Raw genomic sequence first — 19,695 nt, 5'->3', positions numbered from 1 at the left:
CGGGATCCGGCGGTCGTTGCGACGCCGCTGTCAGACCTGCGCCTTCTCCTTCGCGACCAGCGTGAGCACATCGTAGGTGGCCACGATGTCGTCGTGCTGGTTCTTCAGCACGGCATCCCAGCGCACCTCCCCGTACTCGTCGGTCTCCCGCGGAGTGATCTGCTTGGCGGTGAGCTCGACGCGGATGTCGTCGCCAGGGGAGACCGGCGTCACGAACCGCAGATTCTCGAGCCCGGAGTTGGCGAGCACGGGGCCGGGCGCCGGGTCGACGAAGAGCCCCGCAGCCCACGACACCAGCAGATAGCCGTGGGCGACGCGTCCCGGGAAGAACGGGTTCGCTGCGGCCGAGGTCTCATCCATGTGGGCGTAGAACGTGTCGCCGGTGAATGCGGCGAACGTCTCGATGTCCTCGAGGGTGACGGTGCGGGAACCGCTCGCCACCTGGTCGCCCACATGGAGCTCGGCCAGCGACTTGCGGAAGGGATGCACTCCGTCGCTCTGCTCGTACGGGCGTGAGGTCGCTCCCTGATGCCAGACGCCGGTGAGGGCGGTCATCATCTCGGGCGAGCCCTGCACCGCGGTGCGCTGCATGTGGTGCAGCACGGCGCGGATGCCGCCGAGCTCCTCGCCTCCGCCCGCGCGCCCGGGGCCGCCGTGCACGAGGTTCGGGAGCGGGGAACCGTGCCCGGTCGAGCTGCGCGCATCATCGCGATCGAGGAAGAGCACGCGCCCGTTGTACGCGGCCATGCCGGTCGCGAGTGCGACAGCGACCTCGGGGTCGTGCGTGGCCACACTCGTCACGAGCGACCCTCCGCCCCGGGCCACGAGGGCGCTCGCCTCATCGAGGGTGCGGTAGCCGACGATGCTCGACACCGGGCCGAACGCCTCGATCTCGTTGACCGCCGCGCTTTCCGGGTCGGGGAACCGCAGCAGCATCGGCGCCACGAACGCACCGTCGGGGGCCGGCCCTTCGCTGCCGTCGCCGTGCCGGACGGTCGGTGCATCGGTCGTGCCGATCACGAGCTCTCCTCCGCCGGCCTGCAGGCGGGCGACCTGACGCAGCACCTCCTCGCGCTGCGCGATCGAGGCGAGCGGACCCATCGTCACGCCCTCGGCGCGGGGGTCGCCGAGGACGACACGTGTCGAGAGGCGTTCCCGGACTGCGGCGATGACATCGTCGACGGCAGTCGTCGGCACGATCGCGCGGCGGATCGCCGTGCACTTCTGGCCGGCCTTGGTGGTCATCTCGGCGACGAGCTGCTTGACGTACGCGTCGAACTCGGGCGTGCCGGAGACGGCATCCGTCCCGAGGATCGAGGCGTTGATCGAATCGGTCTCGCTCGTGAAGCGCACACCTCCCGTCTGCACGGAATCGTGAGCGCGCAGCTGCTCGGCCGTCGATGCCGAACCGGTGAAGGCCACGAGGTCGCCCAGCCGCAGCTCGTCGAAGAGACCGGGCACGCTGCCCGAGACGAGCTGCAGCGAGCCGTCGGGAAGGAGCCCCGACTCCACCATCACGCGCACCATGGCTTCGGCGAGGTACCCGGTGGGGGTGGCGGGTTTCACCAGGGTCGGGACGCCGGCGAGGAACGCGGGCGCGAACTTCTCGAGCGATCCCCAGACCGGGAAGTTGAAGGCGTTGATCTGCACGGCGACGCCGCGCAGCCGTGTGTAGATGTGGCGGCCGAGGAAGGAGCCGTCCTTGGACAGGTTCTCCACGCCTCCGTCGACATACACCTTCGCGTTCGGCAGCTCGCGTCGGCCTTTGCTCGAGTACGCGAACAGCACGCCGATCCCGCCGTCGATGTCCACCCAGGAATCCTGCGCCGTGGCACCGGTGCGGCTGGAGAGCTCGTACAGCTCGGCCTTGCGTTCCGTCAGGGCGAGAGCCAGTTGCTTGAGGCGCACGGCACGCTGATGGAAGGTGAGTTCTCCCAGGGATGTCTGGCCCACGGTGCGGGCGTACTCGAGTGCGGCGCCCAGATCGAGTCCGTCGGTCGAGACACGGGCCACGACCTCACCCGTCGACGCATCCCGGACCTCGGTGGTCTTCGCGTCGGACGACGGCGTCCACCACTCTCCCTGGACGTAGCTGGGGAGGGTCTCGATCATCTCTGTTCCTTTCATGTGGGTTCCTTTCATCAGGGTTCCCTTCATGAGGCGTCCCATTCGTAGAAGCCGCGTCCGCTCTTGCGGCCGAGGTGTCCCTCGGCGACCAGTCGACGCAGCAGGGCGGGAGGTTCGAAGCGCTCGCCCAGATGCGCGGCGAGGTACTCGGCGATGCCGAGCCGCACGTCGAGGCCGACGATGTCGGTGAGCCGGAGCGGGCCGACCGGGTGCTTGTATCCGAGCGTCATCGCGGCGTCGATGTCCTCGGCGGAGGCGACGCCTTCCTCGAGCATGCGGATCGCCTCGAGGCCGACGGCGACGCCGAGTCGGGAGGACGCGAATCCGGGGGCATCTGCCACCACGATCGGGGTCTTGCCCAGCGCCTCCACCCAGCTGCGGGCGGAATCGAGGAGCGGGGGAGCGGTGGTCGCACCCCGCACGATCTCGACGAGCGTGGAGGCCGGCACGGGGTTGAAGAAGTGCATGCCGAGGAAGCGTGAGGGGTGATCGAGCACGGCGGCCAGCTCATCGATCGAGATGGAGGAGGTGTTCGAGGCGATCGCCGCGTCGGGCGTGATCGCCGCCTCGACGCGTCGGAGCGCATCGATCTTGAGGGCGAGGTCTTCCGGCACCGCCTCGACGACGAGCGCGCTCGACGCGAACAGCGCCGGATCCGTGCCCGTGGCGAGACGCTCCCGGTACCGGTCGACGGATTCGCCCGCCGTGCCTCTGGCGATCGAGGAGTCGACGGATTCGAGCACGCGGGCCGATGCCGATCTGGCCGCATCGGGATCGCGTTCGACGACGGTGACGCGGGAGCCTGCCAGCAGGAATGCGTGGGCGATCCCGGCGCCCATGCGTCCGCCGCCGAGCACCCCCACGTGTCGCGGGGCCGGGGAACTGCTCTCGGTCATCGGTCTCTCCGCTCCAGGAAGTCGGTCATCCGCCGGAACTTCTCCGGACTCTCGAAGAGCTCGGCCTGCGCTTCCAGGTCGACGGCGGGGTGGTGGTCGCGCGGCGCGCGGAAGACACGCTTGGTCGCGATGGTGGCTGCCCGGTCGTTGCGGGCGATGCGATCGACGAGGGCATGGGCGGCGGGCAGCAGCTCCGCGGTCTCATGGATCGCCGATACGAGACCGATGCGCAGCGCCTCATCGGCCTTCACGGTGCGACCGGTGAGCAGCAGCTCGATGGCCCTGGCGTCGCCGATGATCTCCTTCAGGCGCCACCCTGCCCCCGCTGCGGCGAGGATGCCCAGCCCGGTCTCGGGGTTGCCGATGGCGAGCGATGGCGTGGCGATGCGGATGTCCGCGGCATAGGCGAGTTCGGCTCCTCCACCGAGGGCGTACCCGTCGATCGCGGCGATGACCGGCATCGGCAGCTCGGCGAGCCGGATGAACGCGTGGGCGTTGATCCCACGAAGCGCATCGGCCGCACGGCGCTCGCGCAGCTCGGCGATGTCGGCGCCCGCGGCGAACACTCCTCCGGCCCCGGTGAGGATCAGCGGGCGCGGCACGGCTTCGAGTTCGGCGCACAGCACGTGGATCGCGTCGATCGTGGCCTGGTCGATCGCGTTGCGCTTGTGCGGTCGGTGGAGCGTCGCCACCACGCGGTCGTCGTGACGCTCGACGACGAGCGGTCCGCTGTCGAGGGGGCCGGCGGCCATCAGACCTTCTCCACGATCACGGCTGCGCCCTGCCCCACGCCGACGCACATGGTGGCGAGTCCGTATCGAGAGCCTTCGCGCTCCATGCGGCCGAGGAGGGTGACGAGCAGACGGGATCCGGAGGAGCCGAGCGGATGGCCGAGGGCGATGGCCCCACCGTCGGCGTTCACGCGCGCCTCATCGAGGCCGAGGCGTCGGATGCAGGCGATGGACTGGGTGGCGAACGCCTCGTTGAGCTCGATCGAGCCGATGTCGTCGATGGAGAGCCCGGCCCGTCGCAGCGCCTTCTGCGTCGCAGGAACCGGGCCGAGGCCCATGATCTCGGGAGCGAGGCCCGCGCTGGTGCCGGCGACGATGCGGGCGCGCGGGACCAGACCGTAGCGCTCCACGGCCTCCGCACTCGCGACCGTGATCGCGGAGGCGCCGTCGTTGAGGGCGCTGGAGTTGCCGGCGGTCACGACCTGACCGCCGGCAACGACGGGACGCAGGCGCGCAAGGCCCTCGAGCGTCGTCTCCGGACGGGGGCCCTCGTCCACGAGGACCTCCGCACCGGCGCTGACGGCGGCGTCGAGGGGGACGCCGACGATCTCCGCCTCGAAGCGTCCATCGGCGATCGCCGATGCAGCGCGCTGCTGCGATCGCAGTGCGAACGCATCCGCTTCGTCGCGGGTGATGCCGTCGACGCGAGCGACCTCTTCTGCGGTCTCCGGCATCGTGAACGTCGCCTTCTCTCGTGCGAGCAGGCGGGGGTTCGGGAATCTCCAGCCGATCGAGGTGTCGAAAGCAGCGCCCGGCTTCGCCCAGGCCTTCTCCGGTTTGGCCTGCACCCAGGGGGCGCGTGTCATCGACTCGACGCCGCCGGCGACGATGAGGTCGGCATCACCGGCGCGGATCGCCTGCGCTGCCATCGTGACGGCCGACATCCCGGAGGCGCACAGCCGGTTGACCGTGATGGCGGGCACGGTGTCGGGGAGGCCCGCGAGCAGGACGGCCATCCGGGCGACGTTGCGGTTGTCTTCCCCGGCCTGGTTGGCCGCACCGAGGATCACCTCGTCGATCTCCGCCTGCAGGGGGTCGATCCCCGCGCGCCGCACCGCTTCGCGCACGACGATCGACGCGAGGTCGTCGGGGCGCACGGAGGCGAGGGCGCCGCCGTAGCGTCCGACCGGGGTGCGTACGCCTCCGACGAGATATGCCTCGGTCATGCGGAACTCCTGACTTCGTTGTCTCGACGGCGACCGTCGTCCGGCTGATCGGTCAGTCCGGACGATCGGCCCGAATTACTGACCGATCGTCCGGTAATTATGGCACAGGCGCGGTGACCACCGCGATCCCGCGTCGTCGATCGGCTCGTCAGGTGTGCAGATCCACGCCCTTCGTCTCTTTGACGAGCGAGACGCCGATGAGCGAGATCACGGCGGCCACGGCGATGTAGATGCCGATCGTCCATGCCGCGTGGAACTGGTTCATCAGAGCCTCGGCGATCATCGGTGCGAAGGCTCCGCCGAGGATGGCGCCGAGGGCGTACCCGATCGAGACGCCCGAGTAGCGCACGTTCGCGGGGAACATCTCCGCGTAGAGGGCGGCCTGAGGGCCGTACGACAAGCCGAGGGCGAACGTCATCACGAACAGCGCCACGAAGTACCAGAGGATGTTCGCGGTATCGATCAGGAACCACATCGGCACCGCCCAGAGCGCGAGCGCCACGTAGCCGATCTGGAAGGTGCGGATGCGGCCGAGTCGATCGGAGAGATGTCCGCCCCACAGTGTGAAGATGAGCCAGCCGAACGAGGCGAGCGTCGTCGCCAGCAGCACCGGCGGACGTTCCATGCCCAGCGTCGTGACGGCGTAGGTCGCGAAGAAGGCGATGAGCAGATAGCCCGCCGCGTTGTTCGCGATGAAGATGATCGCGGTCAGGACGACCTGCTTGGTGTTCTGGCGGAACAGGCGGCTCAGCGGGGCGGAGGCCTCCTTGCGGCGACGTCGCAGATCCTCGAAGACCGGGCTCTCGTCGACCGCGCGACGGATCACGTAACCGACAGCGATGAGCACGATCGAGAGCAGGAACGGGATGCGCCACCCCCACTCGAGGAAGGCCTCCGGCGACATCGAGCTGGTGAGCACCCACAGTGTCGAGGTCGCGAGGATCATGCCGACAGGCACGCCGATCTGCGGAAAGGCCCCGAAGAGCCCTCGTCGGTTGTTCGGTGCATGCTCGACTGCCATCAATGCCGCGCCGCCCCACTCGCCACCCGCGGAGAACCCCTGCACGATGCGGAGCAGGATGAGCAGGATGGGCGCGGCCACGCCGATGGTCGCGTACGTCGGCAGGAGACCGATCAGAGACGTGGACAGTCCCATCATGATGAGTGTGAGCACGAGCATCTTCTTGCGCCCGAGCTTGTCGCCGAGGTGGCCGGCGACGATCGCCCCCAGGGGGCGGAAGAGGAACGAGATGCCGATCGTGGCGAAGGAGAGCACCTGCGCGAAGCCGGGACTCTCCTCGGCGATGGGGGCGAGGAACAGGGGCGCGAGGACCAGCCCTGCGGCCTGGGCGTAGATGAAGAAGTCGTACCACTCGATCGACGTACCGACGAGGGTGCCGGCGAGCACCCTCCGTTCTTCGGCGGGCATTCGTGCGGACGAGGTGCGGTCGGACACTGCTGACGTCATGCGAACTCCGTTGTTCTGCGATTCCGAGGGGGAGAGGGCGATGAAGCACTCCGGTTATTCATGACCGAATGGTCGGTCAGTAATCGCCGAGCGTACCGCATGGCGCGCAGCGTCGGAGGGTGAGTGGTCTGGTCGGTATATGTCCGATAGGGCATGCGACTTATATCGTTCTGATCTCGACCCGCTCCTCCGTATTACGCCATCGAGTGGGGAAACTCTACGATCGCTGTCAGGGGCACCAGGGCGGTGGTCAGTACAACTTGACGGAGGTTCGCATGGCGCGCTCCAGGTTCGCACGCATCAAATTCAGTGGTGTCGTTCTGACCGCACTTCTCGCGCTCACGGCATGCACCCCGGGGATGGATCCGGAACCGACAGCTGCTACGGAGACGCCATCACCGGAGCCGTATGCCGGACCAGCCATCTTCACCGGCGATGAGTTGAACGCACTTCTGTTCACGTCCGACGAGATCGCTGCTCTGCTCCCCGGTTCGACGGAGATCGGCGAACCCTCCTCTGTTCTTGCGCAGATTTCCGACGGCGGGGGTCCGCTGCCGATCCCGGAGATCTGCAGCGTCCTCTTCGTCGAGCAGCCGCTGTGGAGCATCGGGTCGCGCAATGTGCGCTGGACGACGACAGCTGATTCGGACTATCGCTTCGGCGCCATGATGGCTCTGCAGTTCGCCGACGAGGCCCACGCCCAAGCGCGCATGGACCAGCTCGTCGAGGCATCCTCGCAGTGCGCGAACTTCGATTTCGCCGGCGCCGCGACATTCGAATCGGTCCGGCCTGTGGAATCGGACGACGTGCGAGCGGTTGCCGGCACGGTGACGCTGCCGGAGAGCGAGGGCGGAAACTCGACATTCCTGGGGTATGCGGCCGTGGGCAACGTGCTCGTGCAGGTGTCTCAGTCGATCAACGGTGAGGCCATCCCCGACGCTGAGGTGATCACGAAGAAGCTCCACGAACGTGCGGAGGAAGCTCGGGCCGCGCTCACGCAGGAATTCACCGCGAACCCTCCGACACCCGATGCCGAGGCTGAGACCGATGAATCGGCGCCGTGGAGCGAGTGGGCGATCTCGGCTGGTGGTGTCGGGCTGATCCACCTGGGAGATCCGATCGCCGATGCGGTCGCCGCAGGGCAGGCCGCTCGGGTTATCGAACCCGCAGGCGCGGGCTATCCGTGGAAGCTTGTGAACGCAGAACGTACCGGGTCGATACTGGTCGCCACGACGGATGACGGTTCCGCCGTGGTATCGATCACCGTCGGCAATGAGCGTATCTTCGACGAGGATGCCCAGGACGGCGCCGCGCTCCCCCTTCGAGGCGGCGTTCGGGTGGGTGCTCCGATCGCCGACGCGATCGCGGCATTTCCCGGTGGGACGACGGTCACCGTCGCCTCGTCCGGAGACGACTGGTACGACGTTGCGACGCGCGACGGGCGTCTCTTCCGATTCCACACCGATCGTGACGTCGTCGACCCCGGTGCGGTGATCATCGGAATCACGGTGGAGGACGCGACAAAGCGCCCTCTCAGGTTCTCGTGATCGGAGTCTGAGTCCACCGCACTGCGGCAGACTCAGACCCTCCCGAACGCGCGCAGCGGATGCTCGATGAGCTCGGTCACCCGCCGCAGGAAGCCCGCGGCGTAGCCGCCGTCGCACACCCGGTGGTCGAACGCGAGGGAGAGCTGCACGATCCGGCGCGCCACGATCGCCCCCTCCGCGACCCACGGTCGCTCGATGATCCGCCCGATGCCGAGGATCGCCACATCGGGGTGGTTGATGATCGCGGCCGAGCCGTCGACCCCGAGGCCGCCGTAGTTGTTGAGGGTGAACGTCGATCCCCGCAGGCGCTCCGGCGGCATCGTCCCGGAGCGCGCCGTGGCGGTGAGCTCGCGCAGCGCCGTGTCGAGCTGCGCGACCGTGAGCGCGTGCGCGCGGGGGACCACCGGAACAAGGAGCCCCCGTTCGGTGTCTGCCGCGATGCCGAGGTTCACGCCGTCGAACGAGATGATCTCGTCCCCGCTCTCGCTGAGGCGCGATGCGAGCACGGGATAGTCCTCGAGGGCGAGCAGGACGAAACGTGCGAGGAGCGCGGTCACCGACGGAGCCTTGCCTCCCGCCGGTGCCATCTGCGAACGCAGGTCCCACAGCGCGGTGGCATCGACGTCGACCCAGACGGTGGCCTCGGGGATCTCGGAACGGCTGCGGGAGAGTTTCGCGCTCACGGCCTTGCGCAGCGGCGACATCCGCTCGCGGGAGAGCACCCCGAGGCCGTCGACCGTCTCGGCGAGCGGGTGTCCGGGCGTGCCGCCGCCTGCGGTGGAGCCGTCATGGTGTGCAGCGGCAGCGTCCATGGCAGCGTCCACGGCAGTGTCCACGGCAGTGTCGACGGCGTTCTCGACGGCGGCCCGCAGCACGTCTGCGCGCGTCACGGCGCCGTCGGTGCCGGTCGCGGCGATCGAGTGCACGTCGAGACCGAGGTCCCGAGCGAGTCGGCGAACGAGCGGGGAGCGGACAGCGACAGGTCTGCGGTCGGCCGATCGCGACGGAGGAGGAGTCGCGGGGGTGCTCGGGGCGGAAGGGACCGCGGTCGGCATGGGGATCGATGCTGTCGCCGGTGCCCGAGACGCAGACACCGAGGCGGCTGACGGACGGCGTCGCCCCATGGCGGGACGCGCGGTGGTGCCGTAGCCGATGAGCACGTTCCCCGAACCCGCGCGCTCCTCTTCGCGGTAGGCCTCGTGCTCGGGCTGCGCCGGTTCGGCGGTGGGCGCGGCCGGAGACGGCAGGGAGTCCGCCACCTCGAGCACGGGGGCACCGACGTCGATCGTGTCGCCGGCGGTGCCGTGCAACGCGGTGACGATGCCGGCGAACGGCGACGGCAGCTCGACGATGCTCTTCGCGGTCTCGACCTCGGCGATCGGCTGATCGGTCGTGATGGTGTCTCCCACCGACACGAGCCACTGCACGAGTCCGGCCTCGGTGAGGCCTTCGCCGAGGTCGGGCAGGAGGAACACCTGCGTGCCGGCGTGCGGCTTCAGCGGGGTGCTCATGCGTCGTCCTCCCAGTGCAGCGTGTCGATCGCGTCGAGCACGCGATCGACGTCGGGCAGGTACCAGTGCTCGAGCTTCGGCGGGGCATACGGAGTGTCGAAGCCGGTCACCCGTCGCACGGGAGCTGCGAGGTACTCGAAGCAGCGCTCGAAGACGCGAGCCTGGATCTCGGATGCGACGCTCACGTATCCCGGGGCCTCGGCGATGACCACGGCGCGGCCGGTCGACTTCACGGCGGCCGTCACCGTCGCATCGTCGAACGGCGAGAGCGAGCGCACGTCGACGACCTGCACGCTGCGCCCCTCGGCGGCGGCGACGTCGGCGACGTCGAGCGCGAGCGGAACCGATGACCCGTATGCCAGGAGCGTCACGTCGGAACCCTCACGGGCGATTCGGGCCGTTCCCAGGTCGGCGGTGACCGAGGTGTCGACCTCGCCCTTGGCCCAGTAGAGCTTCTTCGGTTCGAGGAAGACCACGGGGTCGGGGGAGGCGATCGCCGCACGCAGCAGCGAGTAGGCATCCTGCGGAGTGGACGGGCTGACGACCGTGAGGCCGGGCGTGTGCGCGTAGTAGGCCTCGGACGAGTCGCAGTGATGCTCCACCCCGCCGATGCCGCCGCCGAAGGGGATGCGGATCACCAACGGCATCCGCATGCCGCCCCGGGTGCGGTTGCCGAGTTTGGCGACGTGGCTGACGACCTGCTCGAAGGCGGGGAGGGCGAACGCATCGAACTGCATCTCGACCACGGGACGAAGGCCGTTCATGGCCATGCCGACAGCGGTGCCGACGATGCCGGATTCCGCGAGCGGGGTGTCGAAGCAGCGCTCTTCGCCGAACCGGGCGGTGAGACCGTCGGTGATGCGGAAGACACCGCCCAGCGCGCCCACGTCTTCGCCGAACACCACGACATCGGGATCGGACTCGATGGCATCGGCCAGGGCACGGTTCAACGCGGCGGCCATCGTCATCGTCGTCACCGTGGCTGCTTCGCTCTCGGTGCGGGTGTCGTCCTGTGCGATCGTCATCGGCGTGCTCCGTTCATCGCGGCTCCGGCTCCGGCTCCGGCATCGGTGAGACGCGACCGTTCGATCTCGCCGCGCAGCAGGTCCCACTGCTCGTCGAGCTGAGAGGATCGGGTCTCGGTCACGAAGCGGAACAGGTCTTCGGGGTCGAGGTCGGCGTCGGTGTTCAACGCGGTCCGCATCGCTGCGGCGATCTCCTCGGCTCCCGAGGCGAAGCGCTCCTCGGTCGCGGTGTCGAGCGCGCCGGTGGCGGTCAGGTGCGCCCGAAGGCGCAGCAGCGGGTCACGGGCGATCCAGGCCTGCACCTCGTCGCGCTCCCGGTAGCGGGTGTCGTCGTCGGCGTTGGTGTGCGCCTGCATCCGATACGTGTGCGCCTCGACGAGGCTCGGCCCTCCGCCGGCGCGGGCGCGAGACATGGCCTCGTCGAGCACGGCGACCACGGCGGCGACGTCGTTGCCGTCGACCCGCTGCCCGGGCATCCCGTAGCCGATGGCCTTGTGGGCGAGCGAGGGGGCGGCCGTCTGGCGAGAGAGCGGGACCGAGATCGCGAACTCGTTGTTCTGCACGAAGAAGACCACGGGGACGTGGAACACCGCGGCGAAGTTCATGGCTTCGTGGAAGTCGCCCTCACTGGTGGCGCCGTCGCCGCAGAGCGCGAGGACGACCGTGTCCTCGCCCCGATGCTTCGCCGCCTGGGCGAAGCCGACGGCGTGCAGCAGCTGGGTGGCGAGCGGAGTGGCCTGCGGGGCGACGCGGTGTGCGCGCACGTCGTACCCCGAATGCCAGTCGCCCTTGAGGAGCACCATCGCATCGGCGGGGTCGACACCGCGCGCGATGACGGCGACCGAGTCGCGATAGGTGGGGAACAGCCAATCCGTGGCGCCGAGCGACATGGCGGCACCGACCTGGCAGGCTTCCTGCCCGTGCGATGACGGGTAGACGGCGAGGCGGCCCTGGCGCACGAGGGCTCCGGCCTGATCGTTGATGCGCCGGCCCTCGACGAGCCCGCGGTACGCCGCGAGCAGCGTGTCCGAATCGGGGAGCGCATACCGCTCGTCGGCGACGGCCGTTCCGTCTTCGTCGATCAGTTGCACCGCGGTGTCGCGCGGGAGCAGGTCGGTGTGCAGCATGCGTTCGCCCTCCTTGCCGAACTCGATGAGGACAGCATGCCTCTGGGGCGTCACTCATCCAAGATCTTTTGCGGAATCGTGGATGAAAGCGCGCCAAATGAGGCATTCTTGAGCGAAGTGTCAGAAATTCTGCATCGAGGAAGGGGTCGCATGGTCGCTCTGGATGAGACGGATCGGGCAATCCTCGAGGAACTGCGTCAGGATGCGCGCGCGTCGATGACCGCGATCGCGGATGCCGTGCACATCTCGCGCGCCGGTGCGCACGCGAGGATCAAACGGCTCACCGACACAGGCGTCATCACGGGGTACACGGTGCGCACCGACCCTGTGCTGCTCGGGCACCACGCCAGTGCCTACGTGACCCTCGCGATCGAGCAGGCGACCTGGCAGGCGGTGAGCGAACGGCTGCGCTCGATACCCGAGATCGAGCACATGGCGCTGGTCGGTGGCGACTTCGACGTGATCCTGCTGGTGCGTGCGAACGACGCCCGCGATCTGCGTCGCATCGTGCTGGAGGACATCCAGGCGATCCCCTCGATCCGCTCGACGAGGACGACGCTGATCTTCGAGGACTATCCGCGCAACTGAACGAACGACGACACGACGACGATCCAGATGCACAGGACCCCGAATGCCGTTGCGAGAGCGGTGAGGGCGACGAGCAGCCCTCCGCCGGGCGCCGTGATCCGCGCCGAGCCCGGCGGCGTCGCGCCCGGAAGTGTCGAGTGCAGCCATGCGGTCATCCGCAGCTGACGTCGGCGTGCCGCGAACCAGAGGGCGCAGGCCGCCACGAGGCCGACAGCACCGGGGACGAACCCCCACGCGGTGAAGGCGGGCGGTAGCAGCAGAGGGAAGATGCGCAGCGACACCAGCGAGCCGATGGCGATCGCGAGGGCCGTGCGGCGCCAGGCGAGTTCGGTGCGCTCGGGTTGCAGGCCCGGATCGAAAGGCCCCTGTGCGTGTGGCCCCGGAGCATCCGGTCGTCCGGTATCCGACCTGCGAGCCGTCACCGCCAGAGCACCCCGGCCAGGACGAGCAGGCCGACGACCGTCACCACGATCGCGAGCACCACGGCAGAGAATGCTCCGGGCAGTGGGCGGGAGCGACGCATCGCACGTTCGGCGCGCATCCACTCCCACCAGGCGAGCGGTGCGACGGCAGTGCCGGTGACGATCAGCACCAGCGAGGCTGCGAGACGGAAGCCGGCGTGGAGGTCGAGGCCGAGCACCTCGAGGGCGACGCCACCGGCGATCAGCGCGAGCCCGGTGCGCGTCCAGGCGAGAAACGTCCGCTCGTTCGCGAGAGAGAAGCGCGGATCGGGCTCCTCACCGGTTTCGTAGACCGAGGCGGGGAAACGTCGCATCGCCTCATCGTAGCGGCGCGGGCAGATCGTGAAGGGTCGGCGGGAGGAGCGGGCGACGTCATCCGATCGTGAGCTCGAACCCGTCGGCCGTGGGGGAGACAGCGACCTGGGAGAGGTCGGTGACCAGGACGGTCGGGTGGTGGGCCGCGGCGTGCGTGCCCACGCCGACGACGCGCATTCCCGCAGCGAGGCCCGCCTGGATGCCCGCACCGGAGTCTTCGAACACGACACAATCCGCCGGAGCGATCCCGAGCAGTTCTGCCGCGCGGAGGAACCCTTCGGGGTCGGGCTTGGAGGCGGACACATCCTCGGCCGTGACCTTCTGTGCGGGAACGGTGAGGCCCGCGGCCCGCATCCGTGCGGTCATGAGTGCGACGTTCGCGGAGGTGACGATCGCGTGTGGGAAGGGCCGCAGCGCATCGAGCAGCGCACGTGCGCCGGGGATCTCGATCACTCCGTCGACGTCACCCGCCTCGTTCGCGAGCATGATGTCGTTCTCGTGGAGGTTGATCGCATGATCGCGCTCCGGAAGCATGATCGCCATGCTCTGATGGCCCTGTCGCCCGTGCACGGTGCGCAGCACCGTCTCCGGATCGATGCCGTGCGGCTCTGCCCATGCGAGCCACAGCCGTTCCACGACGGCGGTCGAGTCGACGAGGGTGCCGTCCATGTCGAGGAGGGCGGCGCGGGCGGCGATGGTCTGGGTCACCCGTCCAGGCTAGTCGCACACGCGACGAACGCCCGGGCGCGCAAGCCGGTGCGCGGCGTGCGCGGCTTCTAGGATGTGGACCGGGAAGGACGAGGATGAACGCACTCGCGAGCAGGGTGATGCAGGTGCTGCGTCAGGTGCGCGGCCCGGCGACGGCGGAGGCCGTCTTCGAGGCGACGGCGCTGATCGTCGGCGCCGGTTTCTTCGTCTCAGGATTCCTGATCGGACTCCCGGTCTTCTGGGGCCACGACCTGGCGATCAGCGGCAGCGGCTCGATCGGAGTCTTCGCGGCGTACGGGGGCGCGATCACCGCCGTCATCGCCTTCACCCTCGGGCGCGTCGCCGTGCGACCCGCGCAGCCCGACCCCCGCGCGGCGCGCGACGGGTTCAGCGTGCCGGGGGATCGGCTGCGGTGGTACGACCTCACCGCCATCGCCTTCGCGCATGCGGCCATCGCGTACCTCGGCTGGCTCGGCGTCGCCGAGCTCCTCGAGCGGAGCTTCACCGATGCCCCGGTGTTCCCGTTCCCCGGCGCCATCCTGGTGGCGGTCGCCTTCGCGCTGACCGGATACGTCTGTTTCCTCAGTGCCGTCGCCCTGACCCCGATGGTGCTGTCGCTGGTGCTCGCCGTCTTCCTCGTGGTCGGCGCATTCGCCAGCATGCTCGCCTCCAGCGACGTGCACTGGTGGCGCGACAACCTGTCAGCGCTCGGCATGAGCACCAACAGCGCATCGGTCGCGTTCAATGTGACGCTGGTCATCGCCGGGGTGATGATCACGACGATCTCCCGCTATGCGACCGCGGGGCTCCCGGCCGAGAGCCCGGAGGAACGGCGAGGACGCTTCATGGTGCGCGGCGGACTGATCCTGATGGGCATCTTCCTCGCGTGCGTCGGTATCTTCCCGGTGGACGAGTTCTTCCTCCTGCACAACACCGTCGCGACGGGTATGACCGTGGTGTTCGGGATCGTCGTGGTCGGCCTGCCGTGGTTCCTGCCGACCATCCCTCGTGTGTTCGTGGCCTTCGGGTGGATCTACGTGCTGGTGATCATCCTGCTCGCGGCCTTCTTCGCGGTCGGCTACTACAACCTCACCGCTGTCGAGCTGATCGCCGCCGTGCTGATCTTCAGCTGGATCATCGTGTTCCTCCGCACGGCGGGGTCGGTCACCGCACCGGCCGTCTCGGCCGATGCATCGACCGAGGCGGGCTGACGAGGCGGGCTGACGAGGCGGGCTGACGAGGCGGTCGCGCCGGGGCTAGTCCCAGATCGGATCGTCGGGGTCGGGGGAGTCCGTGCCGTCGGCGTCGGTCATGATGCGCGCTTCGGCGATCCACGACGTCAGAGAATCGTCGTGGAGCATATGAGGTCGTGGCGGGCCGAGAAGATCGGGGATCGTCACGATGCTCAGCGGCTCATCGCTCGCGAAGATGACGACGTTGCCCAGTGGCCCTTCATCATCCTCCGGTTCGGCGTCGAGGACGACGGCGACGTGGTCGAACACGGTGCGCAGGGTGGCCGCCTGTCGCCGTGAGTACTCGAACGGGTGCCCGTCGAGCAGGTTCACGGCCACGACGCCCGCCGCGGCGGAGCGTGCGGCGACGCGGCGGTAGAACTCCTGGCTGGCCACACGATGTCGGATGACCGCGGCATCCCACAGATCCACGACGGTGAACTGCGCATCCACCCAGTCGGTGTCGATCGCGGTGCTCTCCGCTGCAGCCGCGGCGACCGCGGCGACCGCGGGGACAGAGGACGAGGGCGCCGACGAGCGCTTCTCGTCGGGGAGATCCGCGTCTGCGACCGCTCGTGCATCGCCGAAGATGACGCGCAGATCGGTGCCGGAGGGCAGCGGCAGGGCGGCGACCACCGCGGTGTAGAGGGCGGGTTCGAACTCCACCGCGAGCTGCGGGGACCCGGCACGCGTGGCCGCGACGTAGCGAGCCAGCGTGAGTGCTCCGGCGCCCAGATGCACGGTGAACAGCGGGGCACCGGGCTCCGCCGCGGCGTCCATCGCTCTGGCGATGTGCTGGATGTAGGCGTATTCGAGCGCGGTGGGATCGGTCATCGAGACGACGGACTGCGGAATCCCATCGACGCTGAGCTCGAAGCGACCGGGTCGTCTCTTCGACTCCATCAGCTTCGCCTTGCGATTGTCGAGCATGAGCGAGAACACCCGGCGATTCCTTGGCACCCGTCGATCCTAGATCGGGCGACGTCCGTCGGAGGCAACCTTCCGGGCAACGGCCGGACGGTTCCCCGCACGCGGCTACCCTGGAAGGAACATGGCACATCTTCTCGGGGCTGAAGCCCTCCACCTCGAATATCCGACCAGGGTCGTCTTCGACTCCGTGACCCTCGGCATCGAGGAGGGCGACCGCATCGGCATAGTCGGCCGCAACGGCGACGGCAAGTCGAGCCTGCTCGGAATGCTGGCAGGCATCAAGGAACCGAACTCCGGACGCGTCACGGTGCGCGGAGGAACGCGGATCGGCGTGCTCGATCAGGCCGACAACCTGCCAGACGACCTCACCATCAGTGCGGCGGTCGTCGGCGACACCCCGGAGTACGAGTGGGCGGGCGATGCGCGGATCCGCGACGTCATCGAAGGGCTGCTCACCGACCTCCCGTGGGATGCCGAGATCGGTTCTCTCAGCGGTGGGCAGCGGCGTCGGGTGTCGCTCGCGAAGCTCCTCACCGGAGACTGGGACGTCATCGCCCTCGACGAGCCGACCAACCATCTCGACGTCGAAGCGATCACCTGGCTCGCCGGACACCTCAAGAAGCGCTGGTCGCCGAACTCGGGCGCCCTCATGGTCGTGACGCACGATCGATGGTTCCTCGATGAGATCAGCACCGAGACCTGGGAGGTGCACGACCGCATCGTCGAGCCCTTCGAGGGCGGCTACGCGGCGTACATCCTGCAGCGCGTCGAGCGCGACCGGATGGCGGCCGCCACCGAGGCGAAGCGTCAGAACCTCGCCAAGAAGGAGCTCGCGTGGCTCCGCCGTGGCGCTCCGGCCCGCACGGCCAAGCCGAAGTTCCGCATCGACGCGGCCAATGAGCTCATCGCCGACGTCCCCGAGATCCGCGACAAGGTGTCGCTGCAGTCGCTCGCCGTCTCGCGACTCGGGAAGGACGTGGTCGACCTGCTCGACGTCGGGGTGACCTACCCGACGGCGGACGGCGGCGAGAAGGTCGTGCTGCGCGACATCGAGTGGCGCATCGCGCCGGGGGAGCGCACCGGGATCCTCGGTGTGAACGGCGCCGGCAAGTCGACGCTGCTCGGCCTCATCTCCGGCACCGTGGAGCCGACCGTCGGACGGGTCAAGCGCGGCACGACGGTGAAGGTGCAGACCCTCACACAGCGGCTCGACGAGCTCACCCAGCACTGGAACGACCCGGTGCGTGTTATCATCTCGGGCCTGCGCACCTCCTACACGATGGGGGCCGGCTCCAAGGCGCAGGACCTCACGCCCGGGCAGCTGCTCGAACGGCTCGGGTTCGACTCCGCCCAGCTCTCCACTCCGGTCAAGGATCTCTCGGGTGGACAGCAGCGTCGCCTGCAGCTGCTTCTCGTGCTGCTCGACCAGCCGAACGTGCTGATCCTCGACGAGCCGACCAACGACCTCGACACCGACATGCTCGCCGCGATCGAGGACCTTCTCGACTCCTGGTCGGGCACGCTCCTGGTCGTCAGCCACGACCGGTACTTCCTGGAGCGCGTCACCGACCAGCAGTACGCGATCCTCGACGGTCACCTGCGTCACCTCCCGGGCGGGGTCGACGAGTATCTGCGACTGCGTCACCTGCAGTCCTCCACCGGGTCGAAGCAGACCGCGACGGCCGCAGCGACGGCGACGGCCACAGCTGCCGCGAAGGGGCTCGACGGTGCGGCACTGCGCACGGCGCAGAAGGAGGTGTCCGCCCTCGAGCGACGCATCCAGAAGCTCACGCAGCAGGTGAACGCCGCCAAGACCGCGCTGGCGGACCACGACCAGTCCGACTATGCGGGTCTCGGCGACCGGATGAAGAAGATCAGCGAGCAGCAGGCCGAGATCGAGGAGCTGGAGCTGCGCTGGTTCGAACTCACCGAGGAGATCGGCTGACGGAGGAATATCCTTCTCCCAACGCTGTTGGGAGGTAGGGATGGAAGGCCTCGAAGTAACTGTCCTGCTCGGACTCACGATTCTCGTCGGAACCCTGATCGCCCCGCGCGTGCGTCTCGCGCTGCCCCTCGTCCTCGTCATCTTCGGACTGCTGCTGGGGTTCGTGCCTCCGCTGCGCGAAGTGCAGCTGCCTCCCGAGACGGTGCTGCTGCTGTTCCTGCCCGTGATGCTCTTCTGGGAGAGCCTCACCACGTCTCTGCGGTCGATCCGCCGTGACTTCCGCTACATCCTGCCGATGAGCACAGTGCTGGTCGTCGCCTCGGCGTTCGCGGTCGCCGGTATCGGAGTGCTGTTCGGGATGCCGTGGGAGATCGCCCTCATCCTGGGTGCCGCGGTCGCGCCGCCGGATGCCACGGCCGTCGCCGCCCTCGGGCGTCTGCTGCCGCGCCGCATGTTCATGAAGCTCAAGGCCGAGAGCCTGACCAACGACGGCACAGCCCTGGTGCTGTACGCGATCGCGGTGTCGCTGGCGCTCGGCGGCCAGATCACCCCGCTGTCGGTCACGCTCGACGTGCTGGTCTCCTATGTCGGCGGCATCGCGGCCGGTGTCGTCGTCGCGGCTCTCGGGTACCTGCTGCTGCGGCGCACGTCGTCGACGATCGTGATCAACGTCGCTCTGCTCCTGATCCCCTTCACGGCGTTCCTCGTCGCCGAGATGGTGCACGCCTCCGGTGTGCTGGCGGTCGTGGTCGCGGGGCTCATCGTCGCCTACGTGTCGCCGAGGGTCACGACGGCCTCTTCCCGGCGGCAGGCCGACGCGGCGTGGCCGTTCGGCGTCTTCCTGCTCAACGGCGCCCTGTTCGTCCTGATCGGGCTCGAGGTGCAGTACGTCGTGCATGAGATCTCCGCAGCGGCGATCGGTCGCCTGGTGCTCATCACGCTCGCCGTCTGGGCGACGCTGCTGGCCGTGCGCTACCTGTTCCAGCTGGTGAACGTGCTGTTCCAGCGTCAGGCCGGGCCGAGACCCGCACGCGGCGCCAGGGCACGGGCCAGAGTCGTCTCCACCGTCGCCGGTATGCGCGGCGCCGTCTCGCTCGCGATCGCGCTGTCGGTCCCCACGAGCATCACAGAGGGTGGGGCCATCAACGGACGCGATGAGATCGTGTTCGTGACCGCCGGCGTCATCCTGCTGAGTCTGCTCGTGCAGGGGCCGCTCCTGCCCGCGATCGTGCGGTGGGCGCGGTTCCCCGTCGACCACGTCGAGGACGAGGAATACGAACTCGCCGAGCGGGCGATCTCCGGGGCGGCGCTCGCCGCTCTCGACGACCTCGCGGCTGAGCACGGCGTGGGTCAGGAAGTCCTCGATCGCGTGCGGTCGGAGGGCTATCAGATGCTCGAGTTCGCGAACGCCCGGTCGTTGGCCCGCGAGCAGGCCCTCGTCGACGCGGAAGCCGATGCTCTCGACGAGATGCTCGGCGAGCCCGACCCCCTCGGTGCCGGAACCGCCGACATCGGAGACGACCCCACCACGGGAGGCGGAACCTCGCAGGCGACGGAGGGGGAGGGCACCGACGGCACGGTGCTGCAGATGATCGCGACCTCGACCGATGTCGACCTCGCGCAGCGCTCGCCGCTGATCCGGCATGAGGAGCACACGCGACTCAAGCTCGCCCTGATCGACCGCAAGCGTGAGGTCCTCCTCGGGCTGCGCGGCGCCGGCACGGTCGACGACATCGTCGTGCGCCGCATCTCCGCCCGACTCGACCTCGAGCAGGTGCGCCTGCAGGGGATCGAGGAGTACGACTGAACACCCGAGCGGACGACACCGCCGTCGGAGCGCATCGAGACGACGGCGCGC

Annotated in this window: 17 protein-coding genes; 5 read left to right on the top strand and 12 right to left on the bottom strand. The window is 68.8% G+C overall.

Annotation, left to right across the window (positions count from 1 at the left end):
- Positions 1 to 30: 30 nt before the first annotated feature.
- The 5 genes from paaZ to MicroSTF_RS15130 form a co-directional block, all read right to left on the bottom strand.
- On the bottom strand, positions 31 to 2,112 hold the full coding sequence (paaZ, locus tag MicroSTF_RS15150; protein WP_322957801.1) for a phenylacetic acid degradation bifunctional protein PaaZ: 2,082 nt from the start codon (positions 2,110 to 2,112) through the stop codon (positions 31 to 33).
- A gap of 41 nt (positions 2,113 to 2,153) precedes the next feature.
- Entirely contained in the window at positions 2,154 to 3,023 is an 870-nt protein-coding gene (locus tag MicroSTF_RS15145; protein ID WP_029260512.1) for a 3-hydroxyacyl-CoA dehydrogenase family protein, read from the bottom strand.
- The gene (locus MicroSTF_RS15140; RefSeq protein WP_029260513.1) at positions 3,020 to 3,775 is read right to left on the bottom strand and encodes an enoyl-CoA hydratase/isomerase family protein; all 756 of its coding nucleotides are present in this window, start codon (positions 3,773 to 3,775) and stop codon (positions 3,020 to 3,022) included. The genes MicroSTF_RS15145 and MicroSTF_RS15140 overlap by 4 nt, the downstream gene beginning before the upstream one ends.
- Positions 3,775 to 4,980, bottom strand: a complete 1,206-nt coding sequence (locus MicroSTF_RS15135; protein WP_029265792.1) for a thiolase family protein — start codon at positions 4,978 to 4,980, stop codon at positions 3,775 to 3,777. Before MicroSTF_RS15135 ends, MicroSTF_RS15140 begins: the two co-directional genes overlap by 1 nt.
- Before the next feature lie 148 nt (positions 4,981 to 5,128).
- On the bottom strand, positions 5,129 to 6,448 hold the full coding sequence (locus MicroSTF_RS15130) for an MFS transporter (RefSeq protein WP_322956804.1): 1,320 nt from the start codon (positions 6,446 to 6,448) through the stop codon (positions 5,129 to 5,131).
- 275 nt (positions 6,449 to 6,723) lie between these two features.
- Here MicroSTF_RS15130 and MicroSTF_RS15125 point away from each other — a divergent pair, with 275 nt between their 5' ends.
- Entirely contained in the window at positions 6,724 to 7,995 is a 1,272-nt protein-coding gene (locus MicroSTF_RS15125; protein WP_322956803.1) for a sensor domain-containing protein, read from the top strand.
- A 32-nt stretch (positions 7,996 to 8,027) separates the two neighbouring features.
- Here MicroSTF_RS15125 and MicroSTF_RS15120 read toward each other — a convergent pair whose 3' ends face one another.
- The 3 genes from MicroSTF_RS15120 to MicroSTF_RS15110 are packed head-to-tail and all read right to left on the bottom strand — an operon-like array spanning position 8,028 to position 11,658.
- Positions 8,028 to 9,506: a dihydrolipoamide acetyltransferase family protein gene (locus MicroSTF_RS15120; protein WP_322956801.1), complete on the bottom strand. Its 1,479-nt coding sequence runs from the start codon at positions 9,504 to 9,506 to the stop codon at positions 8,028 to 8,030.
- Entirely contained in the window at positions 9,503 to 10,531 is a 1,029-nt protein-coding gene (locus MicroSTF_RS15115; RefSeq protein ID WP_051667895.1) for an alpha-ketoacid dehydrogenase subunit beta, read from the bottom strand. Before MicroSTF_RS15115 ends, MicroSTF_RS15120 begins: the two co-directional genes overlap by 4 nt.
- A complete protein-coding gene (locus MicroSTF_RS15110) occupies positions 10,528 to 11,658 on the bottom strand; it encodes a thiamine pyrophosphate-dependent enzyme (protein ID WP_031206816.1) in 1,131 nt (376 codons plus the stop codon). The genes MicroSTF_RS15115 and MicroSTF_RS15110 overlap by 4 nt, the downstream gene beginning before the upstream one ends.
- 150 nt (positions 11,659 to 11,808) lie before the next feature.
- On the opposite strand from MicroSTF_RS15110, the gene MicroSTF_RS15105 reads away from it, so the two are divergent.
- A complete protein-coding gene (locus MicroSTF_RS15105) occupies positions 11,809 to 12,246 on the top strand; it encodes an Lrp/AsnC family transcriptional regulator (RefSeq protein WP_021198788.1) in 438 nt (145 codons plus the stop codon).
- Here MicroSTF_RS15105 and MicroSTF_RS15100 read toward each other — a convergent pair.
- Genes MicroSTF_RS15100 through MicroSTF_RS15090 form a run of 3 tightly spaced genes read right to left on the bottom strand, consistent with a single transcriptional unit; the run spans position 12,231 to position 13,730 of the window.
- The gene (locus MicroSTF_RS15100; protein WP_322956798.1) at positions 12,231 to 12,668 is read right to left on the bottom strand and encodes a DUF202 domain-containing protein; all 438 of its coding nucleotides are present in this window, start codon (positions 12,666 to 12,668) and stop codon (positions 12,231 to 12,233) included. The genes MicroSTF_RS15105 and MicroSTF_RS15100 overlap by 16 nt on opposite strands.
- On the bottom strand, positions 12,665 to 13,021 hold the full coding sequence (locus MicroSTF_RS15095; protein WP_021198786.1) for a YidH family protein: 357 nt from the start codon (positions 13,019 to 13,021) through the stop codon (positions 12,665 to 12,667). Before MicroSTF_RS15095 ends, MicroSTF_RS15100 begins: the two co-directional genes overlap by 4 nt.
- 58 nt (positions 13,022 to 13,079) lie before the next feature.
- A complete protein-coding gene (locus tag MicroSTF_RS15090) occupies positions 13,080 to 13,730 on the bottom strand; it encodes an HAD-IA family hydrolase (protein ID WP_021198785.1) in 651 nt (216 codons plus the stop codon).
- Between the two features lie 95 nt (positions 13,731 to 13,825).
- On the opposite strand from MicroSTF_RS15090, the gene MicroSTF_RS15085 reads away from it, so the two are divergent.
- Positions 13,826 to 14,941 (top strand): DUF998 domain-containing protein, encoded by a 1,116-nt coding sequence (locus MicroSTF_RS15085; RefSeq protein ID WP_322956795.1) that lies wholly within the window; start codon positions 13,826 to 13,828, stop codon positions 14,939 to 14,941.
- A gap of 45 nt (positions 14,942 to 14,986) precedes the next feature.
- Here the strand turns inward: MicroSTF_RS15085 and MicroSTF_RS15080 are convergent, their stop codons facing one another.
- Positions 14,987 to 15,922, bottom strand: a complete 936-nt coding sequence (locus tag MicroSTF_RS15080) for a hypothetical protein (protein ID WP_322956793.1) — start codon at positions 15,920 to 15,922, stop codon at positions 14,987 to 14,989.
- Between the two features lie 91 nt (positions 15,923 to 16,013).
- On the opposite strand from MicroSTF_RS15080, the gene MicroSTF_RS15075 reads away from it, so the two are divergent.
- Together MicroSTF_RS15075 and MicroSTF_RS15070 are read left to right on the top strand one after the other, a co-directional pair.
- On the top strand, positions 16,014 to 17,837 hold the full coding sequence (locus MicroSTF_RS15075) for an ABC-F family ATP-binding cassette domain-containing protein (protein WP_029265776.1): 1,824 nt from the start codon (positions 16,014 to 16,016) through the stop codon (positions 17,835 to 17,837).
- A gap of 40 nt (positions 17,838 to 17,877) precedes the next feature.
- Positions 17,878 to 19,644, top strand: a complete 1,767-nt coding sequence (locus MicroSTF_RS15070; protein WP_136025232.1) for a Na+/H+ antiporter — start codon at positions 17,878 to 17,880, stop codon at positions 19,642 to 19,644.
- Positions 19,645 to 19,695: the final 51 nt, after the last annotated feature.

Origin of the sequence: Microbacterium sp. STF-2 (assembly GCF_034650155.1) — a bacterium.
Taxonomy (GTDB): Bacteria; Actinomycetota; Actinomycetes; order Actinomycetales; family Microbacteriaceae; genus Microbacterium; species Microbacterium maritypicum_A.
The sequence above is the reverse complement of the archived record's forward strand: the minus strand, read 5'-3'. Positions and strand labels throughout refer to the sequence as shown.

What these genes read in the sequence shown, in the direction of transcription:
- MicroSTF_RS15110 (WP_031206816.1), bottom strand. Translation starts at nt 11,658, where the DNA reads ATGCTGCACACCGACCTGCTCCCGCGCGACACCGCGGTGCAACTGATC.
- MicroSTF_RS15095 (WP_021198786.1), bottom strand. Translation starts at nt 13,021, where the DNA reads ATGCGACGTTTCCCCGCCTCGGTCTACGAAACCGGTGAGGAGCCCGAT.
- MicroSTF_RS15105 (WP_021198788.1), top strand. Translation starts at nt 11,809, where the DNA reads ATGGTCGCTCTGGATGAGACGGATCGGGCAATCCTCGAGGAACTGCGT.
- MicroSTF_RS15075 (WP_029265776.1), top strand. Translation starts at nt 16,014, where the DNA reads ATGGCACATCTTCTCGGGGCTGAAGCCCTCCACCTCGAATATCCGACC.
- paaZ (WP_322957801.1), bottom strand. Translation starts at nt 2,112, where the DNA reads ATGATCGAGACCCTCCCCAGCTACGTCCAGGGAGAGTGGTGGACGCCG.
- MicroSTF_RS15145 (WP_029260512.1), bottom strand. Translation starts at nt 3,023, where the DNA reads ATGACCGAGAGCAGTTCCCCGGCCCCGCGACACGTGGGGGTGCTCGGC.
- MicroSTF_RS15125 (WP_322956803.1), top strand. Translation starts at nt 6,724, where the DNA reads ATGGCGCGCTCCAGGTTCGCACGCATCAAATTCAGTGGTGTCGTTCTG.
- MicroSTF_RS15115 (WP_051667895.1), bottom strand. Translation starts at nt 10,531, where the DNA reads ATGACGATCGCACAGGACGACACCCGCACCGAGAGCGAAGCAGCCACG.
- MicroSTF_RS15135 (WP_029265792.1), bottom strand. Translation starts at nt 4,980, where the DNA reads ATGACCGAGGCATATCTCGTCGGAGGCGTACGCACCCCGGTCGGACGC.
- MicroSTF_RS15070 (WP_136025232.1), top strand. Translation starts at nt 17,878, where the DNA reads ATGGAAGGCCTCGAAGTAACTGTCCTGCTCGGACTCACGATTCTCGTC.
- MicroSTF_RS15130 (WP_322956804.1), bottom strand. Translation starts at nt 6,448, where the DNA reads ATGACGTCAGCAGTGTCCGACCGCACCTCGTCCGCACGAATGCCCGCC.
- MicroSTF_RS15140 (WP_029260513.1), bottom strand. Translation starts at nt 3,775, where the DNA reads ATGGCCGCCGGCCCCCTCGACAGCGGACCGCTCGTCGTCGAGCGTCAC.
- MicroSTF_RS15120 (WP_322956801.1), bottom strand. Translation starts at nt 9,506, where the DNA reads ATGAGCACCCCGCTGAAGCCGCACGCCGGCACGCAGGTGTTCCTCCTG.
- MicroSTF_RS15085 (WP_322956795.1), top strand. Translation starts at nt 13,826, where the DNA reads ATGAACGCACTCGCGAGCAGGGTGATGCAGGTGCTGCGTCAGGTGCGC.